Source organism: Bacteroidia bacterium (genome assembly GCA_025056095.1).
In the GTDB taxonomy this organism is placed as follows: domain Bacteria; phylum Bacteroidota; class Bacteroidia; order JANWVE01; family JANWVE01; genus JANWVE01.
Window position 1 is genome coordinate 13,549 of the sequence record JANWVW010000016.1, and the last position, 15,512, is coordinate 29,060.

Annotated in this window: 20 protein-coding genes and 1 other RNA gene; 10 read left to right on the forward strand and 11 right to left on the reverse strand. The window is 36.8% G+C overall.

The genetic code is table 11. The features are described 5' to 3' along the window. Positions 1-160 precede the first annotated feature (160 nt). Positions 161-580, reverse strand: a complete 420-nt coding sequence (locus NZ519_02470; GenBank protein MCS7027606.1) for a BrxA/BrxB family bacilliredoxin — start codon at positions 578-580, stop codon at positions 161-163. 65 nt (positions 581-645) lie between these two features. Continuing rightward, an RNA gene (gene ffs, locus NZ519_02475) (signal recognition particle sRNA small type) lies at positions 646-745 on the reverse strand. 143 nt (positions 746-888) lie between these two features. Here ffs and NZ519_02480 point away from each other — a divergent pair. Then, positions 889-1,743, forward strand: coding sequence for an alpha/beta hydrolase (locus tag NZ519_02480; protein MCS7027607.1), 855 nt, complete (start codon positions 889-891; stop codon positions 1,741-1,743). 24 nt (positions 1,744-1,767) lie between these two features. Continuing rightward, positions 1,768-2,319: a hypothetical protein gene (locus NZ519_02485; GenBank protein ID MCS7027608.1), complete on the forward strand. Its 552-nt coding sequence runs from the start codon at positions 1,768-1,770 to the stop codon at positions 2,317-2,319. A gap of 35 nt (positions 2,320-2,354) precedes the next feature. On the opposite strand, the gene NZ519_02490 is transcribed toward NZ519_02485, so the two are convergent. After that, the gene (locus NZ519_02490) at positions 2,355-2,519 is read right to left on the reverse strand and encodes a hypothetical protein (protein ID MCS7027609.1); all 165 of its coding nucleotides are present in this window, start codon (positions 2,517-2,519) and stop codon (positions 2,355-2,357) included. Between the two features lie 162 nt (positions 2,520-2,681). Here NZ519_02490 and NZ519_02495 point away from each other — a divergent pair, with 162 nt between their 5' ends. The 4 genes from NZ519_02495 to NZ519_02510 are packed head-to-tail and all read left to right on the forward strand — an operon-like array spanning position 2,682 to position 5,564. Then, positions 2,682-3,080, forward strand: a complete 399-nt coding sequence (locus tag NZ519_02495; protein ID MCS7027610.1) for a response regulator — start codon at positions 2,682-2,684, stop codon at positions 3,078-3,080. Further along, on the forward strand, positions 3,080-4,000 hold the full coding sequence (rfbD, locus tag NZ519_02500; protein ID MCS7027611.1) for a dTDP-4-dehydrorhamnose reductase: 921 nt from the start codon (positions 3,080-3,082) through the stop codon (positions 3,998-4,000). Before NZ519_02495 ends, rfbD begins: the two co-directional genes overlap by 1 nt. Positions 4,001-4,032: 32 nt before the next feature. Then, positions 4,033-4,842 (forward strand): 2,3,4,5-tetrahydropyridine-2,6-dicarboxylate N-succinyltransferase, encoded by an 810-nt coding sequence (locus NZ519_02505; GenBank protein ID MCS7027612.1) that lies wholly within the window; start codon positions 4,033-4,035, stop codon positions 4,840-4,842. 5 nt (positions 4,843-4,847) lie between these two features. Next, entirely contained in the window at positions 4,848-5,564 is a 717-nt protein-coding gene (locus NZ519_02510; protein ID MCS7027613.1) for a 16S rRNA (uracil(1498)-N(3))-methyltransferase, read from the forward strand. A gap of 29 nt (positions 5,565-5,593) precedes the next feature. Here NZ519_02510 and NZ519_02515 read toward each other — a convergent pair whose 3' ends face one another. Beyond that, the gene (locus NZ519_02515; protein MCS7027614.1) at positions 5,594-6,727 is read right to left on the reverse strand and encodes an FAD-binding oxidoreductase; all 1,134 of its coding nucleotides are present in this window, start codon (positions 6,725-6,727) and stop codon (positions 5,594-5,596) included. A 57-nt stretch (positions 6,728-6,784) separates the two neighbouring features. Between NZ519_02515 and NZ519_02520 the strand changes: the two genes are divergently transcribed. After that, positions 6,785-8,485: a M3 family oligoendopeptidase gene (locus tag NZ519_02520; protein ID MCS7027615.1), complete on the forward strand. Its 1,701-nt coding sequence runs from the start codon at positions 6,785-6,787 to the stop codon at positions 8,483-8,485. On the opposite strand, the gene NZ519_02525 is transcribed toward NZ519_02520, so the two are convergent. From NZ519_02525 to NZ519_02550, 6 genes are all read right to left on the reverse strand, one after another. Further along, complete coding sequence (locus tag NZ519_02525) at positions 8,421-8,621, reverse strand: hypothetical protein (GenBank protein MCS7027616.1); 201 nt, start codon at positions 8,619-8,621, stop codon at positions 8,421-8,423. The genes NZ519_02520 and NZ519_02525 overlap by 65 nt on opposite strands. Then, on the reverse strand, positions 8,561-8,752 hold the full coding sequence (locus NZ519_02530; protein ID MCS7027617.1) for a hypothetical protein: 192 nt from the start codon (positions 8,750-8,752) through the stop codon (positions 8,561-8,563). Before NZ519_02530 ends, NZ519_02525 begins: the two co-directional genes overlap by 61 nt. Positions 8,753-8,872: 120 nt before the next feature. Further along, entirely contained in the window at positions 8,873-9,580 is a 708-nt protein-coding gene (locus NZ519_02535) for a hypothetical protein (protein ID MCS7027618.1), read from the reverse strand. A gap of 70 nt (positions 9,581-9,650) precedes the next feature. Then, the gene (pssA, locus tag NZ519_02540) at positions 9,651-10,331 is read right to left on the reverse strand and encodes a CDP-diacylglycerol--serine O-phosphatidyltransferase (GenBank protein ID MCS7027619.1); all 681 of its coding nucleotides are present in this window, start codon (positions 10,329-10,331) and stop codon (positions 9,651-9,653) included. A gap of 82 nt (positions 10,332-10,413) precedes the next feature. Further along, positions 10,414-10,575, reverse strand: coding sequence for a 50S ribosomal protein L34 (gene rpmH / locus NZ519_02545; protein MCS7027620.1), 162 nt, complete (start codon positions 10,573-10,575; stop codon positions 10,414-10,416). Between the two features lie 102 nt (positions 10,576-10,677). After that, the gene (locus NZ519_02550) at positions 10,678-12,729 is read right to left on the reverse strand and encodes a dipeptidyl peptidase 3 (GenBank protein ID MCS7027621.1); all 2,052 of its coding nucleotides are present in this window, start codon (positions 12,727-12,729) and stop codon (positions 10,678-10,680) included. Positions 12,730-12,881: 152 nt separating this feature from the next. Here NZ519_02550 and NZ519_02555 point away from each other — a divergent pair, with 152 nt between their 5' ends. The 3 genes from NZ519_02555 to NZ519_02565 are packed head-to-tail and all read left to right on the forward strand — an operon-like array spanning position 12,882 to position 15,184. Further along, positions 12,882-13,856, forward strand: coding sequence for a DUF4097 domain-containing protein (locus NZ519_02555; GenBank protein ID MCS7027622.1), 975 nt, complete (start codon positions 12,882-12,884; stop codon positions 13,854-13,856). Between the two features lie 14 nt (positions 13,857-13,870). Then, positions 13,871-14,461: a hypothetical protein gene (locus NZ519_02560; GenBank protein ID MCS7027623.1), complete on the forward strand. Its 591-nt coding sequence runs from the start codon at positions 13,871-13,873 to the stop codon at positions 14,459-14,461. A gap of 6 nt (positions 14,462-14,467) precedes the next feature. After that, on the forward strand, positions 14,468-15,184 hold the full coding sequence (locus NZ519_02565; GenBank protein MCS7027624.1) for a hypothetical protein: 717 nt from the start codon (positions 14,468-14,470) through the stop codon (positions 15,182-15,184). Between the two features lie 148 nt (positions 15,185-15,332). Here the strand turns inward: NZ519_02565 and NZ519_02570 are convergent. After that, the coding region (locus tag NZ519_02570) for a hypothetical protein (GenBank protein MCS7027625.1) at positions 15,333-15,512 on the reverse strand (180 nt) is incomplete at its 5' end.

Consider the following 15,512-nt stretch of genomic DNA (forward strand, 5'->3'; position numbering starts at 1 on the left):
GCCCCGAAGCGATAGCGTAGCCCGTAGCACGCCGACCTTGTGGGCATGAGCGCAAGCGAAACGCCCACAAGGGCACGCCCAAAAAAATAAAATTAGAATTTGTCTTTTGTGTAAAAAGATAAACTCAACATGCAAACATCCAAGTCTGCTTCAATTTTGACTATCCGCAGTACATTTCAAAAGCACCTACTAAATTGTCCGCTATAACTTCGGGCAATGTACCTTCTATATGCCTTCTTTCAATGACATGGACTAACTTACCATCTTTGAATAAGTACATAGAAGGTGAAGAGGGCGGAATGGGAACAAGATATTCTCTTGCCTTTTCGGTAGCAGCTTTGTCTTGTCCTGCAAAAACGGTAACTAATCTATCAGGTTTTACTTTGGCACGTTGCAAAGCATATCTAACTCCAGGTCTTGCACTACCTGCTGCACATCCACAAACCGAGTTGATGACCAAAAAAATAGTTCCTTTTTTTTGACTCATTACGGCTTCTACCTGTTCGGGTGTGAGTAGTTCCTCAAAGCCTGCGTCTACCAATTCTTGACGCATGGGCTGCACTAATCGGGGATCGTACATAGCTGGAATGGTTGATTAACTTATTATTTAGACAAAGCAAAGATAATGAAAAAAGTTTCACTACTTAAAATGCAGTAGTGGAGCGTCACGCCGCTCAACCTCGTATGGTTGCTGTCTTTCGACCCTGGCCTGGTTACGAAGGAGCTGGCTGCGCTCCACTTCTGCACACGTATTACACGCGCTCAAAAAAGGGACTGCAAAGTTACAGTAACTTTACCTCACAAAGCAAGCTTTAGTTTTTACATGGCTCAATATCAAGAAATTATTTTTTACGATACAGAATCAACTAAAAAATTCTATTTTAGAGCATGGAAAACACAAAAGTATTAGAACATAGTACATACGGCGAACCTAGCCACAAAGTCGCTTTTATCCTACATGGCTTCAAGGGATTTAAAGATTGGGGCTTTATACCATACATTGCAAACTATATCGCCACACACTCCGATATTCAGGTGGTTACTTTTAACTTTTCTCATAACGGCGTAAAACCAGGCGAGCAAGAAATTTCAGACCTTGAAAAATTTGAACAGAACACCTACACAAAAGAAATACAAGACCTAACTCAAATGATAGGCGCAGCCCAATCAGGATATTTTGGCAAAAAAGCACAGGAAATTTATCTTATCGGACATAGTAGAGGAGGAGGTATTGCTCTCTTAACCGCATCAAAGTTAAAAGAAAGCCAAGTAAAAAAGGTAGTTACTTATGCAACCATAGCCCAAATAGATAAGTTTAGCCCATCTGACATGGAAATTTGGAAAAATCAAGGTTATTTAGAGGTTATCAATGGGCGAAATGGACAAGTACTACGTGTAGGTAAAGCGCTTTATCAAGAAATTGTACAATATAAGGATACTGCACTCAATATTCGCCAAGCTGCGCAATCCTTACATATACCTATACTGCTCTTTCATGGCATTGAAGATGAAACAGTATCCTACACGCAAAGTCAAGATATTTACACCATCAGGGATAATAACCAGCTCCCAACGGTTTTAGTTTTGATAGAAGGTACTAACCACACTTTTGGAATTACACATCCGCTTAAACAGCCCAGCGAAGCTGTCAGTATTTTAGCTCAACAAACTGTAGAATTTCTTACGCAAGAATTTAAACAAAACAATGCGATTTACAGTATAAAACCTATCTTAAATTCCTAAATTGAGTTTGTCAAGCATTGAAATATGAAAAAGGTTGTTTTTGTAATCGGTTTTACAGTTTTATCGTTACTAGCGTCTATTGCTCAAAATAACTTAAAACAAGCTAAAAAAGGCATACCTGAAAGTGCTGTTCCTGCTGCTGTGCTAAATGCGTTCAAATCTGCTTATCCAGGGGCAACCGAAGTAGTTTGGCATAAAGCTCCTAAAAGAGAACTTTTTCGAGTAGGCTTTACTACAAATGGAGTACGTAGTGCTGCCCTTTACGCAAATGACGGCAAATTACTTCGTACTATTGAGATTGGTAAAGAAAATTTACTTAATCAAAATATGCTTTCAGAGATAAAAGCCAAAGCCGCTAATGCAGAAATTAAACGAGTAGAAAAACATACTCTTTTGCAAAGAAATAATGAAATACGCTATCACGTAATTGCCGTGGATAAAACCGCTAAAATGCGGTACTACTTTCGTTTTGACGGTAATGGTAAGTTGCTGGATATGAAACAAAAGGCTTTTGGGCAAGCTAAGTCTGATTCAAACGAGGAAGTAATTGAAGAGATTTTACAAGATAATGAATAACCAAACTTGGTGTCTGATGCATTTAGAATAAAAGTCTATTGTGGCAGAGAAAGTTTTATTTTTCTGATTTTTAATTTTTTGGGCGTGCCCTTGCCCACACTTCGCTGCGCTTGTGTGGGCAAGGTCGGCGTGCTACGGGCTGCGCTATCGCTTCGGTGCTTCGCTTCGCTGCGCACCGTGCTAACGCACGCCCTTCGCATGCCTCACGCAGAAAAAGCTAACTTTTGTTCTGCAAACTTGATAAAGTGTAATAAAAATGGCACAAAAAAGTGTTTTCCACCCAAAATTTTTTCAAGATTTTACACCGAAAAACTTCATTAAGTTACTCAAAATTCATTATATTCGCTATTATTTTTTATCTTATGAAAAGAAAACTCATTCTTTGCGTAGATGATGAAAAAATTGTACTCAGTAGCCTAATACAACAGCTACAAAATGGTCTAGGCAATCAATTTTTGTATGAAATAGCACAAAGTGCGGAAGAAGCATGGGAGGTTATTGATAACCTGCAAAACGAAATAGAAATGGTGCTTATTATCTCTGATTGGCTAATGCCAGGTATGAAAGGCGATGAATTTTTAATACAGCTTCATAAAAAATACCCTCATGTAGCTACTATAATGCTTACAGGTCATGCCGAAGAAAGTGCAATAAGAAATGCGCTAGAACATGCTAACCTATATGCTTGCTTGCGCAAACCCTGGGATAAAGACGATCTTATTTACAACATCAAAAATGCACTCAAACTATACGAGTCTTGATGAAATGGCTTAAAAAGGTTTTAGTTACAGGCACAAACGGACTATTAGGACAAAGTTTAGTTTACTACCTAACTAAAGATGCTTACTTTAAGGTATACGGTCTATCCAAAGGTAAAAACCGAATAGAATATGACATAGACCACTTCACTTATTACAATGTAGATATAACTGACCTGCAAAAATTGAAAAGCCGCATACTTAAAATTCAGCCCGATATTATCATACATACCGCGGCTATGACCCAAGTAGATCAATGCGAACAAAATAAAGCACAATGCTACAAACTTAACGTAGAAGCTACAAAAAACCTTTTACAACTTGCCGAGCAAATTAAATCACACTTTATTTTTCTATCTACAGACTTTGTTTTTGACGGCAAAAATGGACCTTACCAGGAAAAAGATACACCTAATCCCCTTTCTTACTATGGAAATACTAAACTCATAGCCGAACAAATGGTACAAGCAAGTCTTATCCCATGGACGATTGTAAGAACGGTATTAGTCTATGGTTATCACTTAGGCATGCGCAGAAATAACATTCTTTCTTGGGTAGTGCAAAACCTGAAAAACGAACAAACTATACACGTTGTCAATGATCAATACCGTACACCTACTTTCGTAGATGACTTAGCCCGAGCAATTATACACTTAGCTCATCAACAAAAAACAGGTATCTACCACATATCAGGCGCAGAAATGTGTTCTGTATATGAATTTGCCCAGATGATAGCTGATGTATGGGGTTTGCATAAGTCATATATTCAGCCGATTAGCTCAAAAAAACTTAACCAGCCTGCACAAAGACCACCTAAAACAGGATTCATCATTCTAAAATCGCAATTAGAAATTGGATACACTCCCCATACCTTGAAAGAAGCCCTTTACATTCTCAAACAAAGAACAAAAGAAATTTTATGATAATCATATAAACACTACTTTTGCACATATTTATGAAAGAAATAATAGAAGAGGCTTGGCAAGACCGTACTCTACTTCAAAGCCAGGAAGTCAAAAATGCAATAATAGAAGTTATAGACAAACTTACATTAGGTCAATTACGTGTAGCCGAACCTACCCCCGACGGCAACTGGAAAGTTAATGAGTGGGTCAAAAAGGCTGTTATACTCTATTTTCCCATTCAAGAAACAAGAGTTATGACAAATGGCATATTAGAATATTATGACAAAATTGATCTTCATAAAAACTTCAAGGAAAAAGGTGTTAGGGCTGTACCGGGTTCTGTGGCAAGATATGGCAGCTACATTGCCAAAAACGTAATTTTAATGCCATCTTTTGTCAATATAGGGGCTTATGTAGATGAAAATACTATGGTAGACACTTGGGCAACAGTTGGTTCTTGTGCGCAGATAGGTAAGAATGTCCATTTATCGGGGGGAGTAGGAATTGGAGGTGTATTAGAACCTGTACAAGCTAGCCCTGTTATTATTGAAGATGGTGCTTTTATTGGTAGCCGATGCATTATAGTAGAAGGCGTAAGAGTAGGTAAAGAAGCCGTTTTGGGTGCTAATGTGGTACTTACCGCTTCCTCAAAAATTATTGATGTTACAGGGGATACCCCTGTAGAATACAAAGGCTACGTCCCTGAACGCTCTGTGGTCATTCCAGGTAGCATTCCTAAAAAATTTCCCGCAGGTGAATATCACGTACCTTGTAGTCTTATTATCGGCAAACGTAAGCCTAGTACAGACCTAAAAACCTCTCTCAATGAAGCTTTACGTGAGAATAACATAGCCGTATAAAATTTATGGATTTGTTTTATGCCACAGATATACAACCCCCTTACTTATACCTTCATCATGAGGAAGCTATCCATTGCCTTAAATCTCTTCGTAAAACGATAAATGAACCCATATATGCTACTGATGGAATGGGTACAGCGTACGAATGTATTATTACCGCAATAGATAAAAGAAGAAATGTAGTACAAGCATACATTCAAAAGCAATCCAAGCATGTTTTACCTTTTCAAGTGGGGTTGTGTGTAGCACCGACTAAAAGTATAGACCGAATGGAGTGGCTACTAGAAAAAGCAGTTGAGTTAGGAATCAGCCAAGTTCAGTGGGTTATTACCTCACACTCTGAAAGAAAAACTATTTCAGTAGAACGCATGCGACGCATAGCCGTAGCAGCCATGAAGCAATCTTTGAGATATTTTTTGCCTACTATCTATGAAATAATCCCTTTTCAAGAATGGATAGACAAAAACCCACATTTGAGTGGCGTGATAGGATATTGCGGAAATGAAATACCTAAACAATTTTTGTACTCAGTTCAAAAACCAAAAGATGCAGATACCTTTTGGATATGTATTGGTCCCGAAGGAGATTTTACACAAAATGAAGTTAAAAAAGCAATAGAAAAAGGTTTAATAGCTATTTCATTGGGCAATCATCGTTTGCGAACAGAAACCGCAGCTCTGACTGTACTTTCCTACTACTACATACTCAATCTACAAAATTAGTTCATATTTTTTACCATTGAAAACTACATTTATACCAAACTCGCTACTCTCTGTGCTACTTTACTACCAATAGCCACTCCCATTCCTGACATTCGTACGGCACAGTACACATTAGGCATAACTTCTTGAATAATTGGAGCTTTTTCTTGCCCAAAACCCATAATTCCTGACCACCAATATTCAATTTCAAACTTTGTATCAGGCAGTATCATCTCTTTGAGTAGTGTAATAAGCGTATTTTGGACTAATTCTGTAAAACCAAATTCGTAGGTTTCTTCTCTTTTGAAGTCTAAGTTTCGCCCACCTCCTATTAAAACCCTATTATTATCCGCATTTCTAAAATAAAAGTACCCCTCTTGATAATGAAATGCCCCTTTCAATCGCAAATTTGGAATAGGCTTAGTTATACAAACTTGACCCCTGCCAGGTACTACATCTATGTTAGGTAAAAGCTTTTTTGCAAAAGCATTAGTCGCCACAATAACCTTAGACGCATACAACAAATGCTCTTTGAGCTTAATTTGCACATAATCAGAATCAGGTATAATCTCTTGTACTTCTATTTGATTCCAAACGAATATTCCCATTTCTTGGGCAATTTTCCACAATGTAAAAACTAACTTACCTGAATGTATTAAACCTTCCGCAGGATTGTAAATTAAGTGCGCAACATTCCGAAAGCCAAATTTAGCAATATCCTCATCTTTGGGAATGTAGGTTTGCTTCAATTTTGTAATAGGTTCTAAAAGTGCGTTAATTCTATCTATTTGAGTAAGGTAGTACTGGTATTTTTTCTCTTCATCGTGTGTAAAGACTTCATACCCCCCTGTGGCTTGATACTCAATATCTTTACCTTTGACTATCTCAAATAACCTCTCTAACCCATTGAAACGCAAAGCTACCAAATCTAACATTGCGGATTGATTTTCTGCTTGTTCTTGTAGAAGTAATTCAGAAATACTACCAAAACAAGCTACACCTGCGTTGCGAGTACTTGCGCCCATTGGTAAAATACCTCTTTCAAGAACTAAAATATCTGCATCAGGATATTTATTTTTGAGTTCGTGGGCAGTAATTAGTCCCACAATACCGCTTCCTACAATAATAAAATCCCATTTTTTTTGCCAAAAAGCACTATCTTCCCAATATGATGCCGTGTACATGCCGTAAAATTAGCATTTTAACTTGTTTTTTAGACTAACCTGCATAATTTTGCATACATGGCATTAAAATTTTCAGAATATCCTTATCAAAGACCTGATATTCCTACCCTACAAAAAGAATTCTTTGACCTTTTAGACAAAATAAAAGCAGAAAGCAGCTTTTCAAAAGCAGTCGAATACATAAACCAACTTACAAAAATTCGCCAAGAATTTGAAACATTAGCTACTATTGCATCTATTCGCTACACTTTGGACACTCAAAATAGTATTTATCAAGCTGAACAAGACTTTTTTGACCACCAATACCCTATTTATCAAGGCTGGGTAATAGAGTTTTACAAAGTTTTACTCTCTCACTCATTAGCCGAGCAGCTCAAAGCTTATTACGGAAAGCAAATTTTTAGCTTGGCAGAATGTGCCATCAAAACCTTTGATGCCAGTATTATAGAACAGCTACAACAAGAAAACCAGTTAGTTAGTGAATACACCAAGTTAATTGCATCGGCACAAATAGAATTTGAAGGTAAAACGTACAATTTGACAGGTTTATCCCCTTTCATGCAGGATATTGACCGAGATAGGCGCATACATGCTCATAAGGCTTACCTTTCATTTTTTGAAGCTCATGCAGAAAAGTTGGATGAGCTTTTTGACAGGTTAGTCAGCATAAGGACAGAAATAGCCCAAAAATTAGGTTTTAACAACTTTGTCAATTTAGCTTATTTGAGGCTTTCGCGCGTAGACTACACAGAAAAAGAAGTTGCTTTGTACCGCAATTATATTCAGAAGCATGTAGTGCCAATTGCGGTAGAGCTACAAGAGCGCAAGCGCAAAAGATTAAACATAGACAAGCTCTATTTTTATGATGAAAAATTAAAATTCAAGTCGGGCAATCCCACGCCCAAAGGTAACCAGGATTGGATATTAGAGCAAGGCAGAACCATGTATCGAGAATTATCGCAAGAAACGAATGAATTCTTCACTTTTATGCAAGAACATGAATTAATGGATGTAGTTAATAGAAAAGGTAAAGCTTCGGGGGGCTATTGTACTTATTTAAGTGCTTATCAATCGCCATATATTTTTTCTAACTTCAACGGCACTACGCATGACGTAGAAGTACTTACTCATGAAGCAGGGCATGCTTTTCAAGTTTATTGCAGTAGAAATCAAATTTTGCCCGAGTATTATTTTCCCACTTATGAAGCTTGTGAAATTCACTCTATGGGCATGGAATTCATCACTTGGAATTGGATGGAGCTTTTTTTCAAGGAAGATACGCCGAAATTTAAGTTTGACCATATTAGCAGTGCGTTAATTTTTTTACCTTATGCTGCAATGGTAGATGAGTTTCAACATATTGTATATCAAAATCCGAGTTTTACGCCTAAAAACCGCAAGGAAGCATGGCAAGAGTTAGAAAAGAAATACATTCCGTATAGGGACTACGATGGTATGCCCTTTGCGAGCGAAGGGGGAATATGGCAAGCACAAAGCCATATTTATGCTAATCCTTTTTATTACATAGATTATGCTTTAGCGCAAATTTGTGCCTTGCAGTATTGGAAGTGGTATCAAGAAAATCCGCAAGCGGCTTGGCAAAGTTATTTGAGGTTATGCCGAGCAGGCGGAAGTAAATCTTTTTTAGAGTTAGTAGCTTTGGCAGAGTTAAACTCACCATTTGATGAAAATACTATTGAATCCGTAACGAGATACGCATATAATTGGCTATCGGGGATAGATGATAGTCAATTTTAGTGGATATATTTTTTTGGGCGTGCCCTTGCCCACACTTCGCTTGCGCTTGTGTGGGCAAGGTCGGCGTGCTACGGGCTACGCTAACGCTTCGGTGCTGCGCTTCGCTCCGCACCGTGCTAACGCACGCCCTCCGCATGCCTCACGCAAGGGATCTCTGAAAAATTCATTTCTCTGTAAGTTATGCAAGGTTTTAACTTGTAAGTACTTGTACTTCAAGCTCACACAAGGTAAAGACATAATTGCAAAGGTTATCTGCGTGAGGGGCATGGAGCATGCCGTTAGGCAGTGCGAAGCGTTAGCGAAGCACCGAAGCGAAGCGCAGTGCGGAATGCCCCGACCCTTGCGTCAGCAAGGGGCACGCCCAAAAAATAATATAAAAATTCTACTTTATTTTTTCATCGCTTTGCTTCTACCTGCAATAATAGCTTTTGAGGTCCTCTTGGTAACATCTTGTAAAGCACTGCTAATAGCCCCCTTTTTGTTCAATATACGCATTTCAGAAATACCTGTTTCTAATCCCAACATAATAAGTGTGTTGTTTTTAACATCATACACTTGTATTTCACCTTCAATAATTACTCTTTCCCTTTCGTTGAAAGCACCTTCATCTTTTTTATATCCATACACAGGAATAAGGTTCTTTTTCGCATTAAACTTCACAGTTTTGACTAAAATTAAATAGTCATAGTTCATTTTAGCCAAGCGCTGAAAAGGTTTTTGCTCTGAAAAAAGGTTTTTTAGTTTAGTGTATGTTTCTATAAAAGTACTATCCAATGGAGGAAAAATAGTTATTTCAACGGTAGACTTTTTTTGTTTTTTAACCTGCTTTTGAATTTGCTTGGCAAGTTCAGTCAAGTAGTTAGCTGATAAAATGGTCGTGTATTGTTCTTTGGGCACTTTACTTCCAAGATATTTTTGTAAAGTGCGTTCATTTACGGTATATTCTACATCGGAAGGCATCTGCATCAAAGCAATTCTTTTTTGAGAAAAATCTACTCGCTCGCGTACATCCAAAAAAGATTTATGGGCACAGGAAGACAAAAAAATCATCAGTGTGAGAGTGAGTAGCCATATTGAAGCTTGGCTTACGTTCATAATTCAAAATTATACTTTTTTATTGTATCCAAAAATAATTTTCATTGATGTAAAATCTATTCTAAATGCTTCATTGTGCGTTTGAGGTATATCTATCCAAGATAAACTTAACCGAAGACACTAAAATATATCCTATGATAGTGCTAGATAAGCCAGCCCATCCAAAAGCATACAAAAAAATAGGCGTAGCCAAAATTATAGGTATCCAATACACATTCACAGTTTTGAAAGATAGCATCGGAATAGGTAAAATCATCATTACCGCAAAAAGAAAAGGCAAAATGAGCAAAAAACGCATAACATTTATCTCTGTCAGCCACTCATTTTGATAATAATAGTGAGCTACAAGTCCAATAAAAAATAAAGCCATCGCAGGCGTAGGCAGACCAATAAAAACATCTTTTTGACGAGTATCTACGTTAAATGTAGCCAAACGAATAATCGCAAATATGGACAATATTATGCACGATAACAAACTTAAATACAAGCTATCTCTGCTATACACAAAAATATGGTGATACATCAAATAAGAAGGTGCTAAACCAAATGTAATAACGTCTGAAAGCGAGTCTAATTGTTTGCCTATTTCACTTTGACTTTGTAGCCATCGCGCTGCAAGTCCATCAAAAACATCGCATATACTTCCTAAAAGTATCAAAATACTACTATAAATTGGATGATTGACATAAATAGCCGTTAAACCGCAACAAGCATTTAGTATAGTAATAAATGAAGGCAAAATCCTGCGCATGAAGCAAAAATAATCACTTTGCCAATGGAAAGTAAAACTGCCATAGCCTTGAAAACTATGGCAGTTTAGTCTTGAGAAATTTTTAGTGTTTGTGTCTATGTTCGCAGCTGACAGTAAGTTTATAGCGACCTTTTGCTCTACGAGCTTTTAATATCTTTCTGCCGTTGCGATCTGCCATGCGCGCTCTGAAACCATGCTTGTTGCGCCTTTTACGATTATGGGGCTGGTACGTTCTTTTAGGCATAATCAAAAACAAATTAGACTGCAAAAGTAAAACATAAATTTGACCATACAAAATTTTTCGTTTTTTCTATTGAGAACACACGGCGAATAAATTTTTTATAGTTTAGTTGTAAGTAGGTAAAAAAGAATAATGTTTAGCGTAATACAGCATTTGCTCATCAAAATTTGCGGGGTATTTGATTTGTACATCTACAATTTTGCCATCTTTTTCTACGGGAATAAGCACAGGATTGATAAAACCTCTGTAAGGGGCAAGGTTGAGCTTTTTGTATCGTTCTAATACTTCTTTATGCAGTTCTTTGTCTACTTTTACGCCGTAGGTTTCTACAAGTTTTTTAGCGGCTTCATAATCCCCTTCGGATTTAATTCTTTGAATTTCACGAAGCAGTTCGCCAAATAATTTGCGGAGTTTTTGGTAATCTCGAATGACAAAGTAAGTTTTACCATCTTTTTTAACTTTTTCAATCACATTATCCTTTTTACCTTTTTCGTATACCCATGAAGCAACCAGCTGTCTATTGCGCATGTGGGCTTCTTCTAAGTCTTCACCTTCTTTTAGCCGTACCAATTGCCGCATAAGTCCATTGCTGATATAGTCGTTGTATCCTGCTTTAGCTACGTCGAAATTAGGCATAACACCAATGTCTATCAGTTTTTGATCCATCAAATAATACAGTGCCACAAGGTCTGCGCGGGCTTCTTCCAAAGTGGATGCGTAATTTTTGAGCATGTCTGTAGACTTTCCTGGATTAAGCTGCCCTGATGCATGTCCGATAACTTCGTGCATATCCGTGTGAAGATTGTCAGCTAAAGCACCATATTTTTTTTCTAATTCAATTTCCTCTTGACTATATGCAAACTCTTCTAAAAAGCCACTTCCTGCTGAAGAAAAATTATAGGCATCTACAATGTTACCTAAATTTACAGATTTTGAGCCATGATTTTTGCGTATCCAGTCTGCATTAGGTAGGTTAATTCCAATTGGAGTACTAGGAGAAGCATCACCTGATTCTGTAACAACTGTAATTACTTTTGCAGTGATACCTACCACGTTTTTCTTTTTGTGTTCAGGCATAATCGGTGAGTTGTCCTCAAAATATTGTGCTTCTTTGCTAATCGCAGCTATTCTTTTAGTAGCTTCCATGTCTCTGAAAGACACTACAGATTCAAAAGAACCTTTGTATCCTAACGCATCCCCATAAACTTCAATAAATCCATTTACAGCATCTACACGAGACACTGTGTCTTGCACCCAAGCAATGTTATATTCATCAAACTTCTTTAAGTCGCCTGTTTTGTAGTACTCTATCAAAAGTTCAAGCCATTTCTTTTGTTTATCATTTTCAGCAACGGTAAGTGCTTTTTCTAACCAATATACAATTTTTTCAATTGCGGGTGAGTACATTCCCCCTACTTTCCATACTTTTTCTACTAACTTTCCATTTTCTTTAACTAACTTGGAATTCAGTCCGTATGAAGGCGGCGTGGGATCGTTTGAATTGACTTTAGACCTGTAAAATTCTTCTACTTCTTTTTGAGTTACTCCTTCATAAAAATTGTTTGCCGAAGCCTGAATGACATCTTTGTTAGGATCTAAATCCACTCCTTTTGCGTCAATATTGGGGTCAAACATAACAGGCTTGACTTTTTTAAGAATTTCATCTATGGGCATAGGCAGTGCTTTGGGATCGCTATTTCTAAGAAGCTCCTCAAAGTAAGCTTCACTGAATTCAGGCATAATTTTGTACTTAGCATAATGGTGGTGTATGCCATTAGAAAACCATATTCGCTTGGTATAGACTACAAATTTTTTGTACTCTTCGGTATTTTTATTACCTTTGTAGGTAGTATAAATTCCCTCTAAGGTTCTACGAATAGCAAGGTTGTGTTTATTGTGCTGATCGTAAATAATATCCCTTCCAGACAAAGCTGCTTGATACAAGTAATATACAAGTTCTTTCTGCTTCGGAGTGAGCTGCTCAAACCCAGGTACCTTATAACGAAGTACTTGCAGGTCTGCAAACTGCTCTGCACGATAAGAAAAATTTTTTTCATCTAAAAACTGCATCTCTATTTCGTTTTTTTGCTTTTTTCCACCGCAAGAGATGAGCAAAAGTGTTATGCTTACTATAACAAATGAGCGCTTTCTATCCATACATGCAAAAATAGAAAAATTGCATAGTATCCTACTCACTCTTAAAAGAAAATAAAACTTTTATCTTCTAAATTTGATTATCAGTGTGTTTTATGTGAGTTTTTAACTCACTTCAAAAATTTTCCAACCTTTTTCAAGCACATTTACTCTTTATGATAAAGTTCATCTTGAACAGAAATATGTCAAGAAGCATCATACTGCTTAGTTTGTACTGTGTTTCAACTTTGGTAGTGGCTCAAACTACGAATCCAGGTAAAGTACAAGTAGTAACAAAGTTAGTCCAAAAGTCAATTTCTGCGCAGCCCAATCAAAATTTACAAATTGATGCTAAAAGAGCAAAAGTAATACTCTCGCCTAGTACAGATAACCAAATTCATTTGAAGTTAAGCTTAATTGCTAAGCATACTCAAAGAGAAAAAGCAGAAAAAGACCTACAAGCTTTGACGTACGAAATTAGTACGCAGGGGCAAGATATCGTTATCAAAAATCAAATTGATAGAAATAAGATTAACGAAAGAATTACTTCACTTCTTAAAACCATTTACGAGATACAACTACCTACTCAAATTCCTATTACAGTCAAACAGAATTATGGGGAAGTGCAGATTGACAAAATAAAATCTCCCTTTACCTTGCAATGTGATTACACCGAAATTAAACTAACACAAGCTCAATCAGAAAAAGCAGAAATACGAACAAATTATAGTGATGTAACCTTAAAGGGCTGTTCAGGTAAGTTCAACATATCAAGTAATTATGGTAAAATTGAAATTAACCAGTCCGAAAATATGGATCTTACAGGTAACTTTAATTACGGAGAAATATCTATACAGGATTTTAGTGGCGAAATTAACCTCAATGCTAATCACAGTGAGATAGAAATTACGGGCATAAAAGATGCTCAAAAAGTGAATATAGTAAGCAATTATACCGATATTGAGTTTAAAAATGCACAAAGTCTTAGCGACTATGGCTTTGATATCGCAGGTCATTTTTCAGATATTGAGATAGCTGAACCTCTAAAAAAAGATTTTGTACGTAGTTCGAACAAGTTATTCAAAAATGCATCTAAAAATGCACCTGTCATCAGGATCACGGTCAATCACGGAGATATTGAAGTTGAATAAAGGAGGGTAGCAATATGAAAAAGAACATCATCTCTCTACTTTATGCGGCTTTATGGCTATTCTGCTCGGCAAGCATGTTTGCACAGCAGGATAGCTTAATTTACCAAGAAGAACCTATTGAAGAATCGGATTACAGACCGAGAATATTTTCTTGGTCTTGGCGGGGAAAAGAACCTCTAACAGTTACTCCACATGAACCTCCTGCTTCATTTCGCACTCCTGATATTTACCTCTACTTTGATGGAAAAGAATTTGACCGCCGTATCCGAAAATTAGAAGAAGACTTAAAAAGAACCATAGAAGTTTATCGGCTTCAAGATATACGGCGTGAGTTAAAGTTAGATAGCTTATTGTCAGGAAACCAATCTGTTAAGATCATTATCAAGAAGCCTCGCGGAAAAAAAGAAATTATTGTTATCCCAGACCAAGAATTACCTTCGCCTAAAAAGCCGAACACTTATCAGCTAAAACCTCATAAAAACCGCAGAGAACTTGAGTCAAAACTTCAAAAAGAAAAAAAACGTATTCAAGAATTAGAAAACAAAATTGAACGGATAGAAAAACGTATTCAAGAATTAGAGCAAAAAGAATTTCATCAAAAGTAAAAGCTTATGAAACATAAATTCGTATTTAGTTTAATCCTGTGTCTTGTCAATTTAGTTCCTATTTTGGCGCAACAAAAGGATAGTATTATTTATTCAGAAGAAAAGCTCTCCGATTCTGATTTTCGAAGAAGTCGCTGGTACCGTTATACGGTAAGGGGCGATGGATATGAAGAAGAATGGTGCTTAGACTGTGGCAAAACTCGTGAAACATTTATGTTCAAAATTAACTTGGTCAGCATGTTTATGGGCAAGTACATTGCAGGTGTTGAGCAGAAAATATACAACCCAATTAGTATTTATGCAGAAGCAGGCTTGATTGACAAAATGTATGAGGACATTCACCCTACAAACAATAAAGCGGAGGTTAGGCTGCATGGATATGAATACTTAGCAGGGCTACGCTACTACTATGGACAAAGCTTTAACCAAAGCAGAGAATTTTCAGATTTAGATGGAATGTACTTAAGTGCGGAAATAAGATATGGAAAATTACAAGATGTCCCACTTAACAAAAGTCCGAGATTCATTAGTGAAGTGCAACAGTATTCTCTACGTTTAGGTTGGCAATTACGTTTGGGATGCTATTCATATTTAGACATGAGCTACGGTCCAACTTATACACAAGTTGTTCGTTTTGAGCAAGATGCAAACTTTCCTATCAAGAATCCTTATTATGAAGGTATTCGTGTAGACTTTCGTTTTGGATTAGGAATTGCCTTTTAGACAAGCTTGCATGCAAGCATATAAAGATAATTTGCTAAACATCAATATGGTTGACATTTTAAGTAATGTGAATCATATCAGGTGGTATAATGGTATGAGTATCGGGGAATAAAAATTGTTTTTCGGGTTTTTCAATATGAGTGACATTTTAAGTAATGTGAATCATATCAGGTGGTATAATGGTATGAATATCGGGGAATAAAAATTGTTTTTCGGGTTTTTCGGAGATATATTTTAATAAATATTCGTAGTGAAAATGAGCATGATACAAAGTTTTGATGTCAGCAATACTTAAGTTAAGATTGCCTCGTTCTTTTCTTTGTTTTTC

Bases quoted from the DNA above. Each gene is read 5' to 3' on its own strand.
- NZ519_02470 (MCS7027606.1), bottom strand. From the start codon at position 580: ATGTACGATCCCCGATTAGTGCAGCCCATGCGTCAAGAATTGGTAGAC.
- NZ519_02480 (MCS7027607.1), top strand. From the start codon at position 889: ATGGAAAACACAAAAGTATTAGAACATAGTACATACGGCGAACCTAGC.
- NZ519_02485 (MCS7027608.1), top strand. From the start codon at position 1,768: ATGAAAAAGGTTGTTTTTGTAATCGGTTTTACAGTTTTATCGTTACTA.
- NZ519_02490 (MCS7027609.1), bottom strand. From the start codon at position 2,519: ATGCGAAGGGCGTGCGTTAGCACGGTGCGCAGCGAAGCGAAGCACCGA.
- NZ519_02495 (MCS7027610.1), top strand. From the start codon at position 2,682: ATGAAAAGAAAACTCATTCTTTGCGTAGATGATGAAAAAATTGTACTC.
- rfbD (MCS7027611.1), top strand. From the start codon at position 3,080: ATGAAATGGCTTAAAAAGGTTTTAGTTACAGGCACAAACGGACTATTA.
- NZ519_02505 (MCS7027612.1), top strand. From the start codon at position 4,033: ATGAAAGAAATAATAGAAGAGGCTTGGCAAGACCGTACTCTACTTCAA.
- NZ519_02510 (MCS7027613.1), top strand. From the start codon at position 4,848: ATGGATTTGTTTTATGCCACAGATATACAACCCCCTTACTTATACCTT.
- NZ519_02515 (MCS7027614.1), bottom strand. From the start codon at position 6,727: ATGTACACGGCATCATATTGGGAAGATAGTGCTTTTTGGCAAAAAAAA.
- NZ519_02520 (MCS7027615.1), top strand. From the start codon at position 6,785: ATGGCATTAAAATTTTCAGAATATCCTTATCAAAGACCTGATATTCCT.
- NZ519_02525 (MCS7027616.1), bottom strand. From the start codon at position 8,621: ATGCGGAGGGCGTGCGTTAGCACGGTGCGGAGCGAAGCGCAGCACCGA.
- NZ519_02530 (MCS7027617.1), bottom strand. From the start codon at position 8,752: ATGCCCCTCACGCAGATAACCTTTGCAATTATGTCTTTACCTTGTGTG.
- NZ519_02535 (MCS7027618.1), bottom strand. From the start codon at position 9,580: ATGAACGTAAGCCAAGCTTCAATATGGCTACTCACTCTCACACTGATG.
- pssA (MCS7027619.1), bottom strand. From the start codon at position 10,331: ATGCGCAGGATTTTGCCTTCATTTATTACTATACTAAATGCTTGTTGC.
- rpmH (MCS7027620.1), bottom strand. From the start codon at position 10,575: ATGCCTAAAAGAACGTACCAGCCCCATAATCGTAAAAGGCGCAACAAG.
- NZ519_02550 (MCS7027621.1), bottom strand. From the start codon at position 12,729: ATGGATAGAAAGCGCTCATTTGTTATAGTAAGCATAACACTTTTGCTC.
- NZ519_02555 (MCS7027622.1), top strand. From the start codon at position 12,882: ATGATAAAGTTCATCTTGAACAGAAATATGTCAAGAAGCATCATACTG.
- NZ519_02560 (MCS7027623.1), top strand. From the start codon at position 13,871: ATGAAAAAGAACATCATCTCTCTACTTTATGCGGCTTTATGGCTATTC.
- NZ519_02565 (MCS7027624.1), top strand. From the start codon at position 14,468: ATGAAACATAAATTCGTATTTAGTTTAATCCTGTGTCTTGTCAATTTA.